The sequence below is a fragment of the Sphingomonas jinjuensis genome, assembly GCF_014197105.1.
Taxonomy (GTDB): domain Bacteria; phylum Pseudomonadota; class Alphaproteobacteria; order Sphingomonadales; family Sphingomonadaceae; genus Sphingomonas; species Sphingomonas jinjuensis.
In genome coordinates, this window is record NZ_JACIEV010000011.1 from 56770 (window position 1) to 76297 (window position 19528).

General features: G+C 67.9%; 17 protein-coding genes. 10 read left to right on the top strand and 7 right to left on the bottom strand.

Going from position 1 to position 19528, the window contains the following annotated elements:
* The first annotated feature begins 84 nt into the window (after positions 1 to 84).
* The 3 genes from ctrA to GGQ80_RS16220 all read left to right on the top strand — a co-directional run bounded on the left by ctrA (position 85) and on the right by GGQ80_RS16220 (position 1438).
* Positions 85 to 786: a response regulator transcription factor CtrA gene (gene ctrA, locus GGQ80_RS16210; RefSeq protein ID WP_183986774.1), complete on the top strand. Its 702-nt coding sequence runs from the start codon at positions 85 to 87 to the stop codon at positions 784 to 786.
* Between the two features lie 107 nt (positions 787 to 893).
* Positions 894 to 1160, top strand: a complete 267-nt coding sequence (locus GGQ80_RS16215; RefSeq protein WP_183986776.1) for a CopG family transcriptional regulator — start codon at positions 894 to 896, stop codon at positions 1158 to 1160.
* Positions 1148 to 1438 (top strand): type II toxin-antitoxin system RelE/ParE family toxin, encoded by a 291-nt coding sequence (locus GGQ80_RS16220; RefSeq protein WP_183986778.1) that lies wholly within the window; start codon positions 1148 to 1150, stop codon positions 1436 to 1438. Before GGQ80_RS16215 ends, GGQ80_RS16220 begins: the two co-directional genes overlap by 13 nt.
* A 4-nt stretch (positions 1439 to 1442) precedes the next feature.
* On the opposite strand, the gene GGQ80_RS16225 is transcribed toward GGQ80_RS16220, so the two are convergent.
* The gene (locus GGQ80_RS16225) at positions 1443 to 3086 is read right to left on the bottom strand and encodes an amidohydrolase (protein ID WP_183986933.1); all 1644 of its coding nucleotides are present in this window, start codon (positions 3084 to 3086) and stop codon (positions 1443 to 1445) included.
* A 63-nt stretch (positions 3087 to 3149) separates the two neighbouring features.
* Here GGQ80_RS16225 and GGQ80_RS16230 point away from each other — a divergent pair, with 63 nt between their 5' ends.
* Both GGQ80_RS16230 and GGQ80_RS16235 read left to right on the top strand, forming a co-directional pair.
* Entirely contained in the window at positions 3150 to 4394 is a 1245-nt protein-coding gene (locus GGQ80_RS16230; protein WP_183986780.1) for a threonine ammonia-lyase, read from the top strand.
* Positions 4395 to 4722: 328 nt separating this feature from the next.
* Positions 4723 to 5466 (top strand): arginyltransferase, encoded by a 744-nt coding sequence (locus tag GGQ80_RS16235; RefSeq protein WP_183986782.1) that lies wholly within the window; start codon positions 4723 to 4725, stop codon positions 5464 to 5466.
* Positions 5467 to 5698: 232 nt separating this feature from the next.
* On the opposite strand, the gene GGQ80_RS16240 is transcribed toward GGQ80_RS16235, so the two are convergent.
* Both GGQ80_RS16240 and GGQ80_RS16245 read right to left on the bottom strand, forming a co-directional pair.
* Positions 5699 to 6307: a thioredoxin family protein gene (locus tag GGQ80_RS16240; RefSeq protein WP_246347153.1), complete on the bottom strand. Its 609-nt coding sequence runs from the start codon at positions 6305 to 6307 to the stop codon at positions 5699 to 5701.
* A 13-nt stretch (positions 6308 to 6320) separates the two neighbouring features.
* Positions 6321 to 8366: a protein-disulfide reductase DsbD family protein gene (locus tag GGQ80_RS16245; RefSeq protein ID WP_183986786.1), complete on the bottom strand. Its 2046-nt coding sequence runs from the start codon at positions 8364 to 8366 to the stop codon at positions 6321 to 6323.
* A gap of 44 nt (positions 8367 to 8410) precedes the next feature.
* Here GGQ80_RS16245 and GGQ80_RS16250 point away from each other — a divergent pair, with 44 nt between their 5' ends.
* The 3 genes from GGQ80_RS16250 to GGQ80_RS16260 all read left to right on the top strand — a co-directional run bounded on the left by GGQ80_RS16250 (position 8411) and on the right by GGQ80_RS16260 (position 11856).
* The gene (locus GGQ80_RS16250) at positions 8411 to 10072 is read left to right on the top strand and encodes an alkaline phosphatase family protein (protein WP_183986788.1); all 1662 of its coding nucleotides are present in this window, start codon (positions 8411 to 8413) and stop codon (positions 10070 to 10072) included.
* Positions 10073 to 10228: 156 nt separating this feature from the next.
* Positions 10229 to 11437 (top strand): cation:proton antiporter, encoded by a 1209-nt coding sequence (locus tag GGQ80_RS16255; RefSeq protein ID WP_183986790.1) that lies wholly within the window; start codon positions 10229 to 10231, stop codon positions 11435 to 11437.
* A gap of 170 nt (positions 11438 to 11607) precedes the next feature.
* Positions 11608 to 11856 carry a hypothetical protein gene (locus GGQ80_RS16260; RefSeq protein WP_183986792.1) on the top strand — a complete coding sequence of 83 codons (249 nt, stop codon included), beginning with the start codon at positions 11608 to 11610 and terminating at the stop codon, positions 11854 to 11856.
* Positions 11857 to 12160: 304 nt separating this feature from the next.
* Here the strand turns inward: GGQ80_RS16260 and metH are convergent, their stop codons facing one another.
* The 4 genes from metH to GGQ80_RS16280 form a co-directional block, all read right to left on the bottom strand.
* Positions 12161 to 14836 carry a methionine synthase gene (gene metH, locus GGQ80_RS16265; RefSeq protein WP_183986794.1) on the bottom strand — a complete coding sequence of 892 codons (2676 nt, stop codon included), beginning with the start codon at positions 14834 to 14836 and terminating at the stop codon, positions 12161 to 12163.
* Between the two features lie 131 nt (positions 14837 to 14967).
* On the bottom strand, positions 14968 to 16014 hold the full coding sequence (locus GGQ80_RS16270) for a homocysteine S-methyltransferase family protein (RefSeq protein ID WP_183986796.1): 1047 nt from the start codon (positions 16012 to 16014) through the stop codon (positions 14968 to 14970).
* A gap of 118 nt (positions 16015 to 16132) precedes the next feature.
* The gene (gene metF, locus GGQ80_RS16275) at positions 16133 to 17077 is read right to left on the bottom strand and encodes a methylenetetrahydrofolate reductase [NAD(P)H] (RefSeq protein WP_183986798.1); all 945 of its coding nucleotides are present in this window, start codon (positions 17075 to 17077) and stop codon (positions 16133 to 16135) included.
* Positions 17074 to 18027 (bottom strand): ArsR/SmtB family transcription factor, encoded by a 954-nt coding sequence (locus GGQ80_RS16280; RefSeq protein WP_183986935.1) that lies wholly within the window; start codon positions 18025 to 18027, stop codon positions 17074 to 17076. The genes metF and GGQ80_RS16280 overlap by 4 nt, the downstream gene beginning before the upstream one ends.
* 109 nt (positions 18028 to 18136) lie before the next feature.
* On the opposite strand from GGQ80_RS16280, the gene GGQ80_RS16285 reads away from it, so the two are divergent.
* Together GGQ80_RS16285 and GGQ80_RS16290 are read left to right on the top strand one after the other, a co-directional pair.
* Positions 18137 to 18514 (top strand): hypothetical protein, encoded by a 378-nt coding sequence (locus tag GGQ80_RS16285; protein WP_183986800.1) that lies wholly within the window; start codon positions 18137 to 18139, stop codon positions 18512 to 18514.
* 61 nt (positions 18515 to 18575) lie between these two features.
* On the top strand, positions 18576 to 19526 hold the full coding sequence (locus tag GGQ80_RS16290) for an aldo/keto reductase (RefSeq protein ID WP_183986802.1): 951 nt from the start codon (positions 18576 to 18578) through the stop codon (positions 19524 to 19526).
* Positions 19527 to 19528 lie beyond the last annotated feature (2 nt).

The window sequence follows — 19528 nt, forward strand, 5'->3', positions numbered from 1 at the left end:
TCAGATGTCGTTTGGTTAATGATCCAAGGCCACACCGACCGGTAAGGGATAGCCGGTCGCTGTCGCCCATGAAGGAACGACGCGATGCGGGTGCTTCTGATCGAGGACGAGCCGACGACGGCCAAGGCCATCGAGCTGATGCTGGGGGCCGAGGGCTTCAACGTCTACACGACCGATCTCGGCGAAGAAGGCCTCGATCTCGGCAAACTGTACGACTACGACATCATCCTGCTCGATCTCAATCTGCCGGACATGCACGGCTATGACGTGCTGAAGAAGCTGCGCGTCGCCCGCGTGTCGACGCCGGTGCTGATCCTGTCGGGCATCAACGAGATGGATTCGAAGGTGCGCAGCTTCGGCTTCGGCGCCGACGACTATGTGACGAAGCCGTTCCATCGCGAGGAACTGGTAGCGCGCATCCAGGCCGTCGTCCGCCGCTCGAAGGGCCATTCGCAATCGGTGATCCGCACCGGCAAGCTGGCGGTGAACCTCGATGCCAAGACCGTGGAGGTCGACGGCAGCCGCGTCCACCTGACGGGCAAGGAATATGCGATGCTGGAGCTCCTCTCGCTCCGCAAGGGCACGACGCTGACCAAGGAGATGTTCCTCAATCATCTCTACGGCGGCATGGACGAGCCCGAACTCAAGATCATCGACGTCTTCATCTGCAAGCTGCGCAAGAAGCTCAGCCTGGCGTGCGACGGCGAGAACTACATCGAGACCGTCTGGGGCCGCGGCTATGTGCTGCGCGAACCCGAGGAAGTGGCCACTGCCGCGGTCGCCTGAATTTCCTTTCCCCTCGCCCCGTGGGGGATACGCAAAGGCCGCGGCCGCCTCACGGCGCCGCGGCCTTTCTTGTTCTCCTCACATAAAGAGATTAGCTTGTTTCGGTCATGGCCGCAGCACTCAGCATCGACGACGATCTTCATGCCCAACTCGTACGCGCTGCCGAAGAGGCCGAGATTTCACTCGAAACGGCGCTTTACGAAGCCGTCACCGCCTATGTCGACCGCGCGAATGCCCGCGCATCGTTCGATCGCGAAGCACTCGAATCTCTGGCGGAGTATGAGCGAACCGGCCTCCATTTGACGAGTGACGAAATGGTGGCGTGGCTCACCGGCTGGGAGCCAGGGCGACCGGTTCCACCTTGCCACACCTGATCCTGACCGAAAAAGCCGCGCGCGGCGTTGCACGTTGCCTCGATTTTCTCGCTCAGCATGACGAGCCAGCCAGTCTGAGAGCGAGCGCTGCCATCGCCAGCCGCCTTGTCAGTCTCAAGACTCGTCCGCTGATCGGCAGGCCGGCCCCAAACGACACGCGGGAACTGGTAATCCCGTTCGGATCGAGCGGCTATGTGGCTCGATATCGTTACGACGCCACTCGAGACACAGTGATGATACTGGCTGTCCGACATCAGCGCGAAGCCGGCTATCGCTAACTACTTACTTCCGCTCGAACACCTTGACCCCGCCGACCCACGTCTCCTCGACCTTCGTCGCGCGCAGGTCGCTCGGACCCGCCAGCGTCGGATCGCGGTCGACGATGATGAAATCCGCCCGCTGCCCCGGCTCCAGCGTCCCGAACTTCTTTTCGGCGAAGCCCGCATAGGCGCCCGCGCCGGTGAACGCCCACCATGCCTGCTCGCGCGTCACCGCCTCCTCGGGGCGCCAGCCGCCGAACGGCTGGCCGCTCGCATCCTGCCGCGTGAACGCCGCGGCCCAGCCGGCGAACGGGTTGGGCTTCTCGACCGGATAGTCCGATCCGAACGCCAGCGTCGCGCCGTTGCCCAGCATCGTCTTCCACGCATAGGCACCCGCCAACCGCGCCTGGCCTAGCCGCGCCTCCGCCATCGTCCGGTCGCTGGTGGCATGCGTCGGCTGCATCGATGCGACGATGCCGTGCTTGCCGAACCGGCTGAGGTCGGCGGGATCGACGACCTGGGCATGTTCGATCCGCCAGCGCCGGTCGCCGTCATAGGTCAGCGCCAGCTCCTCGATCGCGCCCAGCACCTGGGCGTTGGCGCGGTCGCCGATCGCGTGCACCGCGACCTGATAGCCGTCCATCGCCGCGCGGCTCATCAGGTTGCGGATCACGTCGTCGGCCATGAAGCCCTGCCCCGACTGGCCCGGTGCGTCGCTGTACGGCGCCTTCAGCCACGCGCCGCGCGATCCCAGCGCGCCGTCGGCGTACAGCTTCACCCCGCCCATCTTCAGCCGGTCGTCGTACAGCCACGGCGTCGGGCCGGTGCCGCCGACGCGCACCGCGGTGTCGACGCCCATCGCGTAACTCATGATCCGCACGCGCAGGTTGCCCGCGTCGCCCATCCGCCGATAGGTCAGCCAATCGTCGAGCGAGGTGCCCATGTCGCTGGTCGCGGTGATGCCGTCGCTCAGCAGTTGCGCTTGCGCGCGCAGGAACGCGGTGTTGCGATCCTTGCCCAGCGGCTGCGGCACCGCCTTCTGCACCAGATCCTGCGCCGCATCGACGAAGACGCCGCTCGGCTGGCCGCCCGCCATCTCGATCCGCCCGCCCGGCGGCGACACGCTCTTGGCGGTGACGCCCGCCGCCTTCATCGCCGCCGCATTGGCCCAGCTGGCATGGCCGTCCGCCCGCGACAGCCAGATCGCACGGTCGCCCGCCAGCCCCGCAAGATCGGCGGCGGTCGGAAAGCGCCCGAGTCGCCACGCCTCCTGATTCCAGCCGCCGCCCAGGATCCAGCGCCGCTCCGGGTTCGCCGCGGCATAGGCCGCGATCCGCGCCTTCGCCTCCTCCAGCGACTTGGCATCGGACAGGTCGAGCTCGAGCGCGCGAAAGCCCAGTTCCATCACATGGCCGTGCGCATCGATGAAGCCGGGCAGCAGCACCCGGCCCTTCATGTCCGCCCGCCAGTCGAGCCGATCGGGGCGTTTGTCCTTTGCACCCAACAGCTTCACGACCCTGCCGTCGGGCGTCATCACCAACCCGGTAAAGCGCGTCACGCGCCCGTCCTTGGTGATCGTCATTCCGTTGACGTTGTCGACCAGCGAGTCGGCTCCCGCCGGAGCTGCGATCGCGAAACCGAGGCCCGCGAGCAAGATAGCTTTCATCATGGCCACCGCGCTTAAGCGAGGTTTGCCCCGCCCGCCAGATCGGTCTAGTCGCAGGCGCCTATGGCTACCAAGCTTGCCGCTACGGCTACCGACCTGCCCGTCTCGATCGACGACGTCCGCGCCGCCCACGCCCGGATCCGCGATGCGATCGTCCGCACGCCGACGTTGCTGTCGAAGACGCTGTCCGACCTGACCGGCGCCACCGTCTGGCTGAAGTTCGAGAACCTCCAGTTCACCGCCGCCTACAAGGAGCGCGGCGCGCTCAACACGCTGCTGCTCTTGTCCGACGAGGCCAAGGCCAAGGGCGTCATCGCCGCATCGGCGGGCAACCACGCCCAGGGCCTGGCCTATAACGCCAAGCGCCTTGGCGTGCCCGCGACGATCGTGATGCCCACCACCACGCCGACGGTTAAGGTCGTCCAGACCGAGGGTCATGGCGCCAACGTGGTGCTGCACGGCGACACCTTCGACGCCGCCTATGCCCATGCGCGCGAGCTGGAGGCGGAACGCGGCTTCACCTTCGTGCACCCCTTCGACGATCCGCGCATCATCGCCGGCGCCGGCACCACCGCGATCGAGATGCTGGAGGACGTGCCGGCGATCGACACCTTCATCACCCCGATCGGCGGCGGCGGCCTCATCAGCGGCATGGCCACCGTCGCCAAGGCGCACAGCCATCCGGTCGAGGTGATCGGCGTCGAGGCGGAACTGTTTCCCTCGATGTACAACCGCATCAACGGCACCAGCATGCCCTGCGCCGGCGACACGCTGGCCGAAGGTATCGCGGTCAAGGAGCCGGGCGGCATCACCGCGCAGATGGTCCATGCGCTCGTCGACGACATCCTGCTGGTCCCCGAGCGCGCGCTGGAGGAGTCGGTCAGCCTGCTGCTTCAGATCGAGAAGACGGTGGTCGAGGGCGCCGGGGCCGCCGGCCTCGCCGCGCTGCTCCAGCATCCCGATCGCTTCAAGGGCAAGACCGTCGGCATCGTCCTGTGCGGCGGCAACATCGACACGCGGCTGCTCGCCAACGTCCTGCTGCGCGACCTCGCCCGCTCCGGCCGCCTCGCGCGCCTGCGCATCCGCCTGCAGGACCAGCCCGGCGCGCTCTACAACGTCGCACGCATCTTCGACCAGGAACGCGTCAACATCATCGAGGTCTATCACCAGCGCGTCTTCACGACGCTGCCGGCGAAGGGCCTGATTACCGACATCGAATGCGAAGCCCGCGACCGCGCGCATCTCGAACGCCTCGTCGAAGCGCTGCGCACTGCGGGGTATGAAACGAGCACGGTGGAGCTGGCGTAACCGAATCCTCCCCCAGCTCGCTGGGGGAGGGGGACCGCCGCCGAAGGCGGTGGTGGAGGGGCAGACGCGAGCGATACTGCCGCCGCCAAACCCGTCATGCTGAACTCGGTTCAGCATCTCGTCGCGAGGAGACGGGCACTCACCACCAGATCCTGAAACACGTTCAGGATGACATGCGTGGGGGTCGCGGGCCAGCCAGCGTCCGATCGGACGAAATCGCGTACCGGTAACCCTCTTTTACCATCTTCGCGTCTAATCCCCGCTTCCCAGCCGGGTCGCCACGTTCCATAAGCGCGAACGACCTGCCAACCAGTGAGGCCTATCGGCGGTGACCGCGCCCTTCCGTTTCCCGCGCTTTTTCGTCACCAGCCCATCGCCCTGCCCCTATCTGCCGGGGAAGCAGGAGCGGAAGGTTTTTACCGAACTGACCGGCCCGCATGCCGCGGAGCTGAACGACGCGCTCGGCAGGATCGGTTTCCGCCGCAGCCAGGGCGTCGCCTATCGCCCGTCCTGTGCGGGCTGCACCGCTTGCGTGTCGGTGCGCGTCGTCACCCATGACTTCGTCGCCAACAATACCCAGCGCAAGCTGATGCGCCGCAACGCCGACCTCGAGGTATCGGTGTGCCGCCCCTGGGCGACCGACGAGCAATATCAGTTGCTTCGCCGCTACCTGTCGGCGCGGCATCCGACCGGCGGCATGGCCGGGATGGACGAGGACGATTACGCCGACATGATCGAGCATTCGCCGGTCAATTCGATGATCGTCGAATATCGCCTGCCCTCGATCGGCGGCGCGCGCGGCAAGCTGATCGGCGCCTGCCTCACCGATCGCCAGGTCGACGGATTGTCGATGATCTACAGCTTCTTCGACGCCGAAGACGAAACCCGCGCCGGGCTCGGCAACGTCATCATCATGGACCACATCACCCGTGCCCGCGATCTCGGGCTGCCGTATCTCTATCTCGGCTATTGGGTGAAGGGCTCGCAGCGCATGGCCTACAAGGTGCGCTACCGTCCGATCGAGGTGCTCGGCCCCGCCGGCTGGCGCCCCCTGCCGGCCAACGCGGAATAGGCGAGCCTCGCCAAAGAATCCGTCATGCTGAACTCGGTTCAGCATCTCCCGGCGAGGTCACCTTCCCTCACCCAGAGATCCTGAACCAAGTTCAGGATGACACGTCAAACAGACACCCTCACCCTTCCGGCGCTTCGCGCCTCCCTCCCCCCTCCCGCTGGGAGAGGGAAGGGGCCCGCGCCGCGCAGCGGCGAGGGAAGGGTGAGGGTGACGCCGACCGCGTCCCCCGGCCCTACCCCGCGTATTTCACCGAGCACCCATAAGGCCGCGTCTCCGCAACCTTCACCGGCTTGCCCGCCTTCACCTCGCCGATCGCCGCCAGCACGTAATTCTTCGCGCCGGCGATGTCGGCCGCATCGGCGGTGGGCTTGTCGTCGATCCCGCCCTGGTAGACCAGCCGACCATCGGGCGCGATCACGTACACATGGGGTGTCGTCTTGGCGCCATAACCGCGCCCGACGCGGCCCGCGGGATCGAGCAGATAATCGGTCGGCACCGCCTTTTCCTTGGCGACCCAGGCCTTGGCCTCGGGCCCGGTCATGTAGCCCTGCTTGCCCGGTGCGCCCGAATTGATCGTCAGCCACGCCGCACCCGCCGCCCTGGCCTTCGCCTGGGTCGCCTGCATGTTGCCGCTGGCATAATGTTTCTGGACGAAGGGGCAGCCGGGGTTGCTCCACTCCAGCACCACCATCTTGCCCTTGTAGTCGCTCAGGCGAACGACCTTGCCGTCCATGTCGGTCAGCCGGAAATTGCCCGCCGGTCGCCCGGTCTGCTGCTGTGCCGCGCCGGGGCTGGCGACGACGACCGCCAGCGAGGCGGCGGCAAGGAACAGGTTACGCATTACCATCTCTCCCTCATTCGGTCGGCAGCGCGGCGAGCATGCCGGGCGTCAGCACCTGCGGCAGCACGCGCGCGTCGGTCGCGCCGGGTTTATACCACAGATACAACGGCACACCGGCGCGATTGTGCCGCTCGATGAAGCGACCCAAGGCCGGATCGCCATCGGTCCAGTCGCCGACCAGCACCGCCACCTTGCCCTTGCCGAACGCGTCGGCGGTCGTCGCCGTCTCGATCGCCGCCTTCTCGTTGACTTTGCACGTCAGACACCAGTCGGCAGTAAAATAGGCGAACACCGGCCGTCCTTCCGCGCGCAGCGCCGCGAGCCGCGCCTCGCTGAACGGCTCGGCGCCCGGCACCGCCGCCGTCGCCTGCGCCGCGCTGGCCGGCGCCGCCTTGACCAGCACGCCCGCCCCCAGCGCCACGACCAGCGCGACCAGCCCCGGCGCCCAGGCGCGGCTGCGCCCCTTCGCCTGCAGCGCGCCCGTCCACCACAGTCCCAGCCCCGCGAGCAGCGCGGCGGCCAGGCCGATCACCAGCCCGTCGACCCCCGCCTGCCGCCCCAGCACCCAGCCGAGCGCCAGCGCGGTCAGCCACATCGGCACCGACAGGATGTGACGGAACGTGTTCATCCACGCCCCCGGCCGGGGCAGCAGCCGCCGCAGCGCGGGCACGAAACCAAGCAACAGGAACGGCAGCGCAATGCCCAGGCCCAGCCCGGCGAAAATCAGCATCGCCGCCGCGGTCGGCAACACCAGCGCCGCCCCCAGCGCCGCGCCCATGAACGGCCCGGTACACGGCGTCGCCACGAACGCCGCCAGCGCCCCCGTCCCGAACGCCCCCATCGCCCCGCTCTCGCCAGCGAAGCGCGGCGTCGGCAGCTCGAACAGCCCGGCGAGGTTCAGCGCGATTGCGACCACCAGCAGTAGCAGCACCAGGATCACGCGCGGGTCCTGTAACTGGAACGCCCAGCCCACCGTCGCCCCGCCCGCGCGCAGCGCCAGCAGCCCGGCCCCCAGCCCCACGCACACCAGGACCACCCCGGCGGTATAGGCCAGCGCATCGCGCCGCGCCGCCGCCTCGCTCTCCCCCGAGCGCGCCAGGCTCAGCGCCTTCAGGCTCAGGATCGGGAAGACGCAGGGCATGATGTTGAGCAGCACGCCGCCGATCAGCGCACCGGCAAAGGCGATCAGCGCCGTCGACCAGCCTGCGGCCGCTGCGCCGCTGCCACCGCTCGCCGCCGGCACCACCCCGGGCGTGGCGGTCAGCGCGAAGCCCCTGCCCTCGCCCACCGCCAGGACGCCCTCCAGCGTCGCCGGCGCCGTCCCGACGCTCGCCTTCTTGGTCGCGATCACCAGCCGGTCGCCGGCGCGCGCCACGGACTGCGGCGCCGCATAGTCGATCGCGCCGCTCGCCAGCGGAAAGAAATAGGCCTCACCCAGCGCCGCGTCGGTCGGGAACGGCACGCCCAGTCGAAACGCACTGCCCTCGATCTGATAGGTCGCGGGCGACCCCAGCGGCTTGGGCAGCGCCTGCCGCCACTGGTCGAACCGCGCCCGCGTCGCCGGATCGATCGCGCCGTCGCCCGCGACCAGCTCGATCGCCAGCGTCTGCGTCTCGGGCACGCAGATCTCGGTGGTGCAGACCAGGTAATCCGCCTTGACGCTGATCGGCAGCGTCGTGCCCGGCGCGATCCCCTTGGGCAGCGTCAGCGACACGAACTGGACGAAGGGCTTTTCATACACATAATTCATCAGCCCCGCGACGATCAGCCGCCCCGGCACCGGATAGCGTAGCGGCCCCGCGGTCACGCCGCCCGGCAGCGTCCACGCCAGCGTCGTCTCGACGCCCGCATCGCCGCCGTTCTTCCAATAGCCGTGCCACCCGGCCTCGGGCGTCGCGACCAGCGCGATCTCGACGCTGCCGCCCGGCGCCGGCCTTGCCGTCTCGGGCACCAGCCGATAGGTCAGGTGCCGTGTCCCTTGTGCCGCCGCACCGCCCTCCGCCACTATCAACGTCATCAGCGCGTAAAGCAGCGCGAGCAATGCTTGCCTCGGGATCATCGCCAACCCATAGCCCGGCGAACCGCCGCCACCAAGGACGTGCCATGAAGTCGCTGGCCAACAAGTCGCTGATCGCCGCCGCCCTCCTCCTCCTCGGCGCGGCCGCCCCCGCCCTTGCGCAGCAGGCGGCGCCCGCTCCCACCCGGGCACCGGCCCCCAGCGGCCCGCCCAAGCTGATCGTCGCCATCTCGGTCGACCAGTTCGCCGCCGACCTCTTCGCGCAATATCGCACCCGCTATACCGACGGCCTCGCCCGGCTGATCGCGACCGGCGGCGTCTTTCCCTCGGGCTATCAAAGCCACGCCGCGACCGAAACGTGCCCCGGCCACTCGACGATCCTGACCGGCATGCGCCCCGCGCACACCGGCATCGTCGCCAACAACTGGGTCGACCAGCGCGCCGGCCGTCCCGACAAGATCGTCTATTGCTCCGAGGATGAAAGCGTCACCGGATCGACCCACGACAGCTACACCGTCAGCGCCAAGCATCTGAAGGTGCCGACGATGGGCGAGATGATGAAGACCGCCGACCCGCGCACCCGCGTCGTCTCGGTCGCGGGCAAGGATCGCGCCGCGGTGATGATGGGCGGCCACAAGGTCGACGAGCTGTGGTGGTGGGACGGCAAGACCTATGTCAGCTATGCGGGACGCGCCGAACCGCGCGCGATCACCCGCGGCAAGGCCGCCGTCGCCGCGCTGCTCGCCCAGCCGCAGGCCGCCTTTCCCCTTCCCGGCTTCTGCAAGCCACTCGACCGCGCGGTCCAGGCGGACAGCGTGACGATCGGCCAGGGCCGGTTCGAGCGTGCCGCTGGCGATGCCAAGGCCTTCCGCGCCTCGCCCGCCTCCGACGCAGCGGTCCTCGCGATCGCCGCCGGCCTCATTCAGGACATGGGCCTCGGCAAGGGGCCGCAGACCGACATCATCTCGATCGGCCTGTCCGCCACCGATTACATCGGCCACAGCTTCGGCACCCAGGGCACCGAGATGTGCATCCAGCAGGCGCAGCTCGACCAGGCGCTCGGCAGCTTCCTCGACGTGCTCGACCAGACCGGCGTCGATTACGAGCTGGTCCTCACCGCCGATCACGGCGCCCACGACGCCGTCGAGCGCCAGGTCCAGCGCGCGATGCCGATGGAAGCGCATGTCTCGCCCGAGGCGCAGAGCAAGGCGGTGGGCGCGATCGTCCAGCAGCGCCTCGGCCTGAAGGCCAACCCGCTGCTGTCGGCGGAGGGCGACATCTACGTCGACCAGGACCTGCCCGCCGCCACCAAGGCGAAGGTGCTGGCCGCGACGCAGGCGATCTACGCCGCGATGCCCCAGGTCGCCGCCGCCCTCACCCGTGCCCAGATCGCCGCGCAGCCGATGCCGACCACCCCGCCCGACACCTGGACGCTGCTGGAAAAGGCGCGCGCCTCGTTCGACCCCGATCGCTCGGGCGACCTCCTCATCCTTCTCAAGCCGCGCGTGACGACGATCGAGAAGCCCGCGCCCGGTTATGTCGAAACGCACGGCAGCCCCTGGGATTACGACCGCCGCGTGCCGATGCTCTTCTGGCGCCGCGGCATGACGCCGTTCGAACAGCCGCTGTCGGTCGAGACCGTCGACATCGTTCCAACGCTGGCGGCAACGATCGGCCTGCCCGTCACCGGCCTCGACGGCCGTTGCCTCGATCTGGACCCCGGCCCCGCCGACACCTGCCGACAATAATGCCGTCATCCCGGCCTAGAGCCGGGATCCATGGCTCCGCGAGCGACGCTCCACGTCATGAAGTGGGGCCCACCGCCGCTGCGTCGACACCAACCCCCTTGCCCCGCTCCCGCGTCCCGCTATCCCTCGCAACACACCGGAGGGGGATCCGACGCCATGCACGCCATGTCGCCGATGGAGGTATTCCTCCTGGCGCTGCTCATCATCTTCACCGTGCCCTATCTGGTCTGGCGCCTCGCGCGGACCGACCATTGGGCGCCGCTCGTCGTGGTGCAGATCATCGGTGGCATCCTGCTCGGCCCGGGCGTGCTCGGCGCGCTGTTTCCGGCCTATTACGCCACCGTCTTCACCCCCGTGACCGTCCAGTCGCTGACCGGTCTCGCCACCTGGGCGGTGATGATGTTCGTCTGGGTCGCGGGCATCGAGCTCGACCTGACCGAGGCATGGCGCCGCCGCGGCGAAACCGGCACCGCCGCCGGCCTGGCGCTGATCGTCCCGCTCGTCACCGGCAGCCTCGCCGCGATGCTGCTGCTCCGCACGCCGGGCTGGGCCGGCCCCAACGGTGCGACATGGCAGGTCGTGCTCGGCATCGGCATGGCCTGCGCGGTCACCGCCCTGCCGATCCTGGTCCTGTTCCTCGAAAAGCTCGAGGTCCTGCGCAGCGCCTTCGGCCAGCGCATCCTGCGCTATGCCAGCCTCGACGACGTGATGATCTGGGGCGTCCTCGCGCTGATCCTGCTCGATTGGGACCGCGTGGGGCGACAGGCGGGCTTCCTCGTCGGCTTTGCGTTCGCCACCGTCGCCGTCCGCCGGCTGATGGCGAAGATCGCAGAGGATGATCGCTGGTATATTAGCCTGATCTGGCTCGCCGCCTGCGGCTTCGCGGCGGACTGGGCGGGGCTGCACTTCATGGTCGGCGCCTTCCTGTCGGGCGCGGTGCTCGACGCCCGCTGGTACGATCAGGAACGATTGGATCGCTTTCGCGGCTTCGTGCTGCTCGCGATGATGCCGGTGTTCTTCCTGTCGACCGGGCTCAAGACGCAGTGGAGCGTCGGCGGCACCGCGGTCTTCGGCGCGGCGGCGCTGCTACTGGCGGCGTCGGTCGGCGGCAAGCTGGCGGGCGTCGGCCTCGCCGGGCGTATCCTCAAATGGCGGCCGGGCGAGGCGATGACGATCGGCTGGCTGCTCCAGACCAAGGCGCTCATCATGATCATCTTCGTCAACATCCTGTTGGACAAGAAGATCATCACCAACGAAACCTTTACCGCGCTGCTGCTGATGGCGGTGATGAGCACGATGCTGACCATCCCGGTCGTCAAGCCCAGACTGACACGCGACCGGGCGCTGCTCGACCGGCGCAGCTGACGCCAATCATTGGTGGTTTACACGCGTAGTCGGCGCCAACCACCGCGGGGGCGCAGCGCAGATTTCTCGTAAGTCGTTGTTTTAGAGCGTTTTCTAAAACTGGCACGAGCGATGCAATGTGTTGGGCACACCGAACAACGGTGGATGATTTCATCCTAGGGAGACCAACCATGACCCGCATCGCAACCGCTTTTTCCGCCGCCGTCGCCGCCTTCGCCCTCACCGCCGCCGCCTCGGCCGGTGCCACCAAGCCCAAGATCGTGACCATGCCCGCCAGCGTCCTGAAGTCGCCCGAGGCGCGCATCTGCATGCCGCGCACGACCAGCCCGGTCGTCGCCAAGGACAAGACGCTGCCCGCGACGCTCTGCGAGACCGTCGAGCAGTGGTCGGCCCACGGCGTGACCATCGTCTCGAAGTAACGCTCAAGGGGAGGGCACCCCCCTCCCCCCAACACCCTAACCGTCATGCTGAACTCGTTTCAGCATCTTGCTGAAAGGGCACGCTCCCTCGCCGGCAGATGCTGAACCAAGTTCAGCATGACGAGCTTGTGGGGGCGTCGCCCACCTTCCCTCTCTCACCGGGAGAGGGAACAGCCGCCGGAAGGCGGCATGTGTGAGGACGGTCCGCAAGGGCCGCCGAGTTTGGACTGCTGCCCTCACCCTTCCCACTCGGCTTCGCCGAGCGGGCCCCTTCCCTCTCCCGCTGGGAGAGGGAGCATTTCCCTCAATCCAGATTCGGTCGCAGCCAGCGCACCGCCTGCGCCTGGTCCACCCCGCGCCGCGCGGCATAGTCCGCGACCTGATCCTCGCCGATTCGCGCCACGCCGAAATATTCCGCCTGCGCATGCCCGAAATAGAAGCCGCTCACCGCCGCGGTCGGCAACATCGCGAAGCTCTCGGTCAGCTCCAGCCCGACGTTCTCCTCCGCATCGAGCAGGTCGAACAGCGTCCGCTTCAGCGAGTGCTCGGGGCACGCCGGATAACCCGGGGCCGGCCGGATACCGCGATACTGTTCGCGGACCAGCGCCTCGTTGGTCAGCTGCTCGTCGGGCGCATAGCCCCACAGTTCGCGACGGACATGGGCATGGAGCGCTTCCGCGAACGCTTCCGCCAGGCGATCCGCCAGCGCCTTCAACAGGATGTCGTTATAGTCGTCGTGCGCCGCCCGATACCGCTCCAGATGCGGCTCGATGCCGTGGATGCCAACCGCGAAGCCGCCCATCCAGTCGCCCTTGGGATCGATGAAATCGGCCAGACACATGTTCGCCCGGCCCTCCCGCTTCGCGATCTGCTGGCGCAGGAACGGCAGCCGCGTCGAATGATCGTTGCCGCGGTTCAGATCGGGAACGTGAAAGCCCTCAGGGATCGCCGCGCCGTCGGGCGAACGGTGATCGTCGCTATGCTTGTCGTTGATCCACACGTCGTCGTCGTGACGATGGCACGGCCACAGCCCGGCAACGCCCCGCGCCGTCAGCCACTTCTCGGCGACGATCTTCTCCAGCATCGCGCGCGCGTCGGCATAGAGTCCGCTCGCGCTTTCGCCGACTACCTCGTCCTTCAGGATCGCAGGGTACGTCCCCGCCAGTTCCCAGGCGCGGAAGAACGGCGTCCAGTCGATATATTCGACCAGGTCGGCGAGATCCCAGTCATCGAACACATGGATGCCGGGCTGCTTCGCCGGCGGCGCCTTCAGCGCCATGTCCGCCGCGAAGCCACGCTGGCGCGCAACGTCGAGCGGCAGCAGCGCGTTCTGCCCCTTGCCCTCGCGCGCATCGCGCACCGCCTGATAATCCGCAGCGATCCCCGCGACATAGGCGTCACGTCCGGTGTCGCTGACCAGCGTCGTCGCCACGCCCACCGCACGGCTGGCGTCGAGGACATGGACCACCGGCCCCTGATACGCCGGCGAGATGCGCAGCGCGGTGTGGACCTTCGACGTCGTCGCGCCGCCGATCAGCAGCGGCATCGTCATGCCCGCGCGCTGCATCTCCTCGCCCACCGTCACCATCTCGTCGAGGCTGGGGGTGATGAGGCCGCTGAGCCCGATCATGTCCGCGTCGTTCTCGTTCGCCGCCTCCAGGATCTTCGACCAGGGCACCATCACGCCCAGGTCGATCACCTCGAAGCCGTTACACTGCAGCACGACGCCGACGATGTTCTTGCCGATATCATGGACGTCGCCCTTCACGGTCGCCATCACGATCCGGCCCTTGCCCTTGGCGCCCGGCTCCTTCGCCGCCTCGATGAAGGGCAGCAGGTGCGCCACCGCCTTCTTCATGACGCGCGCGGATTTCACCACCTGCGGCAGGAACATCTTGCCGCTGCCGAACAGGTCGCCGACGACGTTCATCCCGTCCATCAGCGGGCCCTCGATCACCTCGATCGGCCTCGCGAACTGCTGGCGGCATTCCTCGGTGTCCTCGACGACATGCGCGTCGATGCCCTTCACCAGCGCATATTCCAGCCGCTTGGTGACCTCCAGGCTGCGCCACTCGGCCGCCGCCTTCTCCGCCACCGCATCGGTGCCGCGGAAGCGTTCAGCCAGCGCCACCAGCCGGTCGCCGGCCTCGGGGTCGCGGTTGAGCACCACGTCCTCGCACGCCTGGCGCAGCTCGGAATCGATCGCATCATAGACGTCGAGCTGCCCGGCGTTGACGATCGCCATGTCCATGCCCGCGGGGATGGCATAATAGAGGAACACCGAGTGCATCGCGCGGCGCACGGGCTCGTTGCCGCGGAAGCTGAACGACAGGTTCGACAGCCCGCCCGAGATATGGACGTGCGGGCAGCGCGCCTTGATTTCGCGGCATGCCTCGATGAAGTCGACGCCGTAGTTGTTGTGCTCCTCGATCCCCGTCGCCACCGCGAAGACATTGGGGTCGAAAATGATATCCTCGGGCGGAAAGCCGATCCCGGTCAACAGCTTGTAGGCACGCTCGCAGATCTCGACCTTGCGCTCCTTGGTGTCCGCCTGGCCCGTCTCGTCGAAGGCCATGACGACCACCGCCGCGCCATAGGCCATGCACTTTCGGGCATGGGCCAGGAACTGCTCCTCGCCCTCCTTCATGCTGATCGAATTGACGATCGGCTTGCCCGACACGCACTTCAGCCCCGCCTCGATCACGTCCCACTTGGAACTGTCGATCATCACCGGCACGCGGGCGATGTCGGGCTCCGCGGCGATCAGCTTCAGGAACGTCGTCATCGCGTGGTGCGCGTCAAGCAGGCCTTCGTCCATGTTGACGTCGATGACCTGCGCGCCATTCTCCACCTGGTTGCGTGCGACCTCGACCGCCTTGGGATAGTCGCCCGCCATGATGAGCTTCTTGAACGCCGCCGATCCGGTGACGTTGGTCCGCTCGCCGACGTTGACGAAATGGGTGGAGGATTGGGTGGTCATGGGTTCTTCATCGTTAGCCCCACCCCTTCAGGGGAGGGGTTGGGGTGGGGCCTATCCGCCCACGGTCGCTCTCGGTGAGACGCCGACGCCCCACCCCCAACCCCTCCCCTGAAGGGGAGGGGCTTCCTGCATCAAGCCGCCATCGTGAACGGCTCCAGCCCCGCCAGCCGCGTCCGCACCGCCGGCACCGGCACGCGCCGCGGCGCCCGGCCACGCGCCATATCGGCGATCGCCTTGATATGCGCCGGCGTCGATCCGCAGCATCCGCCGAGCACGTTGACCTGCCCCGCCTCGGCCCATTCGCCGACCAGCCCGGCGGTCGTCGCCGGCTGTTCGTCATATTCGCCCAGCTCGTTGGGCAGGCCGGCGTTGGGGTACACCATGATCAGCGTGTCGCAGATCTCCGACAGCGTCTTCACATGCGGGCGCAGCTGCTCCGCCCCGAACGAGCAGTTGAGCCCGATCGTCAGCGGCCGCGCATGCCGCACCGCATGCCAGAACGCCTCGACCGTGTGGCCCGACAGGTTGCGCCCGCTAAGGTCGGTCAGCGTCATCGACAGCATGATCGGCACGTCGCGGCCCAGCGCCTCGCCCGCCTGCAACGCCGCCATGATCCCCGCCTTGGCGTTGAGCGTGTCGAACACCGTCTCGATCAGGATGAAGTCCGCCCCGCCTTCCAGCAGCGCGTCGACCTGCTCGCGATACACCTGCGTCAGATAATCGAAATCGATCTCGCGATAGCCGGGATCGTTGACGTCGGGCGACAGCGACAGCGTCTTGTTGGTCGGCCCGATCGCGCCGGCCACGAAGCGAGGGCGCCCATCCTTCGCCTCATATTCGTCGGCGATCCGCCGGGCGAGCTTGGCGCTCTCGACGTTGATCTCGCGCACCAGCCCTTCCGCGCCATAGTCGGCCTGGCTGATCTTGTTCGCCGAGAAGGTGTTGGTCTCGGCGATATCCGCCCCCGCTTCGAAATAGGCGCGGTGGATCGCCTCGGGCACCTCCGGCTTGGTCAACGCCAGAATGTCGTTGTTGCCCTTCTGGTCATGCCCCAGCGCCAGCGAGCCCGCATAATCGGCTTCGGACAGCTTCCAGTTCTGGATCTCGGTCCCGAACGCCCCGTCGGTGATCAGGATGCGCTCCGCCGCAGCGGCATTGAAGAGGTCGCGTTTGGTCATCGTCTTTCCCATTATCCCCCCCCTTCAGGGGAGGGGTCGGGGGTGGGGCGAGCCTCGCAGAGACCAGCGCCCGCCTCCCCCACCCCACCCCCTCCCCTGAAGGGGAGGGGCCAGTAAATTACGCCGCCGCCTTCGCCTTCTCGTCGCGGCTCCGCACCCCCAGCAGGTGACAGATCGCGAACGCCAGCTCGGCGCGGTTCAGCGTGTAGAAGTGCAGCTGCTTCACCCCGCCCGCATACAGCCGGCGCGACAGCTCCGCGGCGATCGTCGCCGCCACCAGCTGGCGCGAGGCGGGATGATCGTCGAGCCCCTCGAACAGCCGTCCCAGCCAGGCCGGCACCTCGGTCCCGCACATCGCGCTCATCCGCTTCACCGCGGCGAAGTTCGTCACCGGCATGATGCCCGGCACGATCTCGGCATCGATTCCCGCCGCCGCCACCTGGTCGCGATAGCGGAAGAAGGTTTCGGGTTCGTGGAAGAACTGCGTGATCGCGCGCGTCGCGCCGGCGTCCATCTTCGCGCGCAGATTGTCGAGGTCCGCCGCCGCATCCGCCGAATCCGGGTGGCATTCGGGATAGGCCGCGACCGAAATCTCGAACGGGTGCAGCTTCTTCAGCCCCGCGACCAGTGCAGCGGCATTCTCGTACCCGCCCGGATGCGTCTGGTACTTCTCGCCCGCCCGCGGCGGATCGCCACGCAGCGCGACGATGTGGCGAACGCCCGCCGCCCAATATTCCTCGGCGACCTGATCGATTTCTTCCTTGGTCGCCTCGACGCAGGTCAAGTGCGCCGCCGCCGCCAGGCTGGTCTCGCGCTGGATCCGTGCCACGGTGGCGTGAGTGCGCTCGCGCGTCGACCCGCCCGCGCCATAGGTCACCGATACGAAGCGCGGCCCCAGCGGCTCGAGCGTGCGGATCGCGTCCCACAGCTGCTCTTCCATCTTCTCGCTCTTGGGCGGGAAGAATTCGAAGCTCACCTCCAGGTCGCCGCCGACATCCGCATACAGCGGCCCCGCCAGCGCGGTCTGCGCCTCTTCCAGCTGGTTCACCGACAGGGTGTTCATGCCGCCTTCGCCTTTTCGTGTACGTCGCCGGTCTTGCGACCCAGCCAAAGTTTCACCGTCAGCTCGCCGCCCTCCAGCGTGTCGAGCCGGGCCATGCGCAGGCCCGCATTCGCGAACCAGCCCTCTACCTGCGCATCGCCGAAGCCGAGCCGGACGTGCGCGTCGCGCTGGCGCAGTTCCTCGCGGTCGTGGCTGGCGAAGTCGACGATCAGCAATCGCCCGCCCGGCGCCAGCACCCGCGCCGCCTCGCCGATCGCGGCGCCCGGCTGTTGCGCATAATGCAGCACATGGTGCAGGATCGCGACGTCGGCCTCGCCGTCCGCCATCGGCAGCGCATAGAGGTCCGCCTGGCGCAGCTCGGTATTGCCCCGTCCCGCGAGCTTGACGCGCGCCAGCCGCAGCATTTCCGACGACCGGTCGATCCCCAGCGCATGCGCGGCGCGGGTGCCGAACAGCTCCAGCATCCGCCCGGTGCCGGTGCCGATATCAATCAGCGTGCCGAGCGGCTGGTCGCCCAGCGCCGCCTGCATCGCCGCCTCGACCTGGCTCTCCGCGACATGGAGCGAGCGGATCGCATCCCATTGGTCGGCATGCGCCTCGAACCAGCTCGCCGCCGCCGACGCCCGGTCGGCGCGCACCGCGGTCAGCCGCGCTGCGTCGGCCACCGCCCAATGATCCGATTCGATCTTGGCCCAGGCGTCGAGCGCGGCGACGACCGGCGCGGTCGCGGCATCCCGGCACAGTGCCACGAACACCCAGCTGCCCTCCTTGCGCCGCTCGGCAAGTCCCGCGTCGACCAGGATTTTTACATGCCGGCTCACGCGCGGCTGGCTTTGCCCCAGCACCTGCGCCAACTCGCCCACCGACAGCTCCATCGACCGCAGCAGCGCCACGATGCGCAACCGCGTCGCGTCGGCAAGGGCGCGGAATATGTCGAGTGCCAGTGTCATCGGGTTCAAGATATAAAGATATCTTTATATGCGGTCAACGCACGAGCGGCAGGGAGCCGAACTGCTTTACCTGCGTTGCGCCACAGGAATTATCACGGGAGTGCAACCAATGAAGCGTACCACCCGCCTGCTGCTCGCCATCGCCGCCGCCGGTTCGCTCGCCGCCTGCAGCGAGCGGGCGCAGGACCAGACGGCAGAAGCCGGCAACGCCATCGCCGCCGACGCGGCGGCGACGACCACCAATGCGGTCAATGACGTCCGCGCCGCCAGCGACCGCGCGCTGGACAGCGCCGCCAACTCGCTCGATCGTGCCGGCGATCAACTCGACCGTGCCGGCGACAAGATCGAGGCGAAGACCGACCGCGCCGCCGCTGACGCCGATCGCGCCGCCGAGCGTACCGGTGCTGCCGTGGAGCGCGCCGGCGATCGTGCCGCCGATGCGACCGGCAACACGCTGGTCCGCGCCGGCGAAAAGGTTCGCGACTAAGACGTTCCTACCGCCCCGGCATCCTGTCGGGGCGGCTGCATTCCGTGCCGCAGGTGACCTGATGCCGACCAAGAGGCGCCTCGGCGCGACCGACCTCCACATCGCCCCGCTTGTGCTCGGCGGCAACGTCTTCGGTTGGACCGCCAATCGCACCGCCAGCTTTGCGGTGCTCGACGCTTTCGTCGCCGGCGGTGGCACGATGATCGATACCGCCGACGTCTATTCCGCCTGGGTCGATGGCCATCGCGGCGGCGAGTCGGAGACGATGATCGGCGAATGGCTGAAGGCATCGGGCAAGCGCGACGCGGTGCAGATCGCGACCAAGGTCGGGATGCTCCCGGTCGATGGCGCAAAGGGCCTGCACCCCGACACGATAGCCGCCGCCTGCGACGCGTCGCTGCGCCGCCTCGGCACCGACCATATCGATCTCTATTACGCGCATCGCGATGACGAGGATGTGCCGCAGGAGGATGTCCTCGGTGCGTTCGGTCGGCTGATCGACGCCGGCAAGGTCCGCGTCATCGGCGCGTCCAATTTTCACGCGATGCGCCTGAAGCGCGCGATCGACATCGCCAGGCGCGACGGCCTGCCGCGCTATCACGTGCTCCAGCCCGAATATAATCTGGTGAGCCGCCACAAGTTCGAGGGCGAGTTGCAGGATTATTGCGTCACCGAGAATATCGCGGTGCTGCCCTATTACGGCGTCGCCTCCGGCTTCCTGACCGGCAAGTATCGCAGCGACGCCGATCTCGCGAAGAGCGTGCGCGGCGGTGGCATGGCCGACCTTCTCCACGGCAAGGGCGCGAGTGTCCTGGCCGCGATGGACGACGTCGCCGCCGATACCGGCGCAACGCTTGCCCAGATCGCGCTAGCCTGGCTGATGGCCCAGCCCGGCGTCACCGGCCCGATCGCCAGCGCCACCAGCGTCGAACAGCTAAATGACCTGATGCCGGCGATGGATCTGATGCTGACCCAGGATCAGCTCGACCGCCTGTCCGCTGCCGGGGCCTGAAC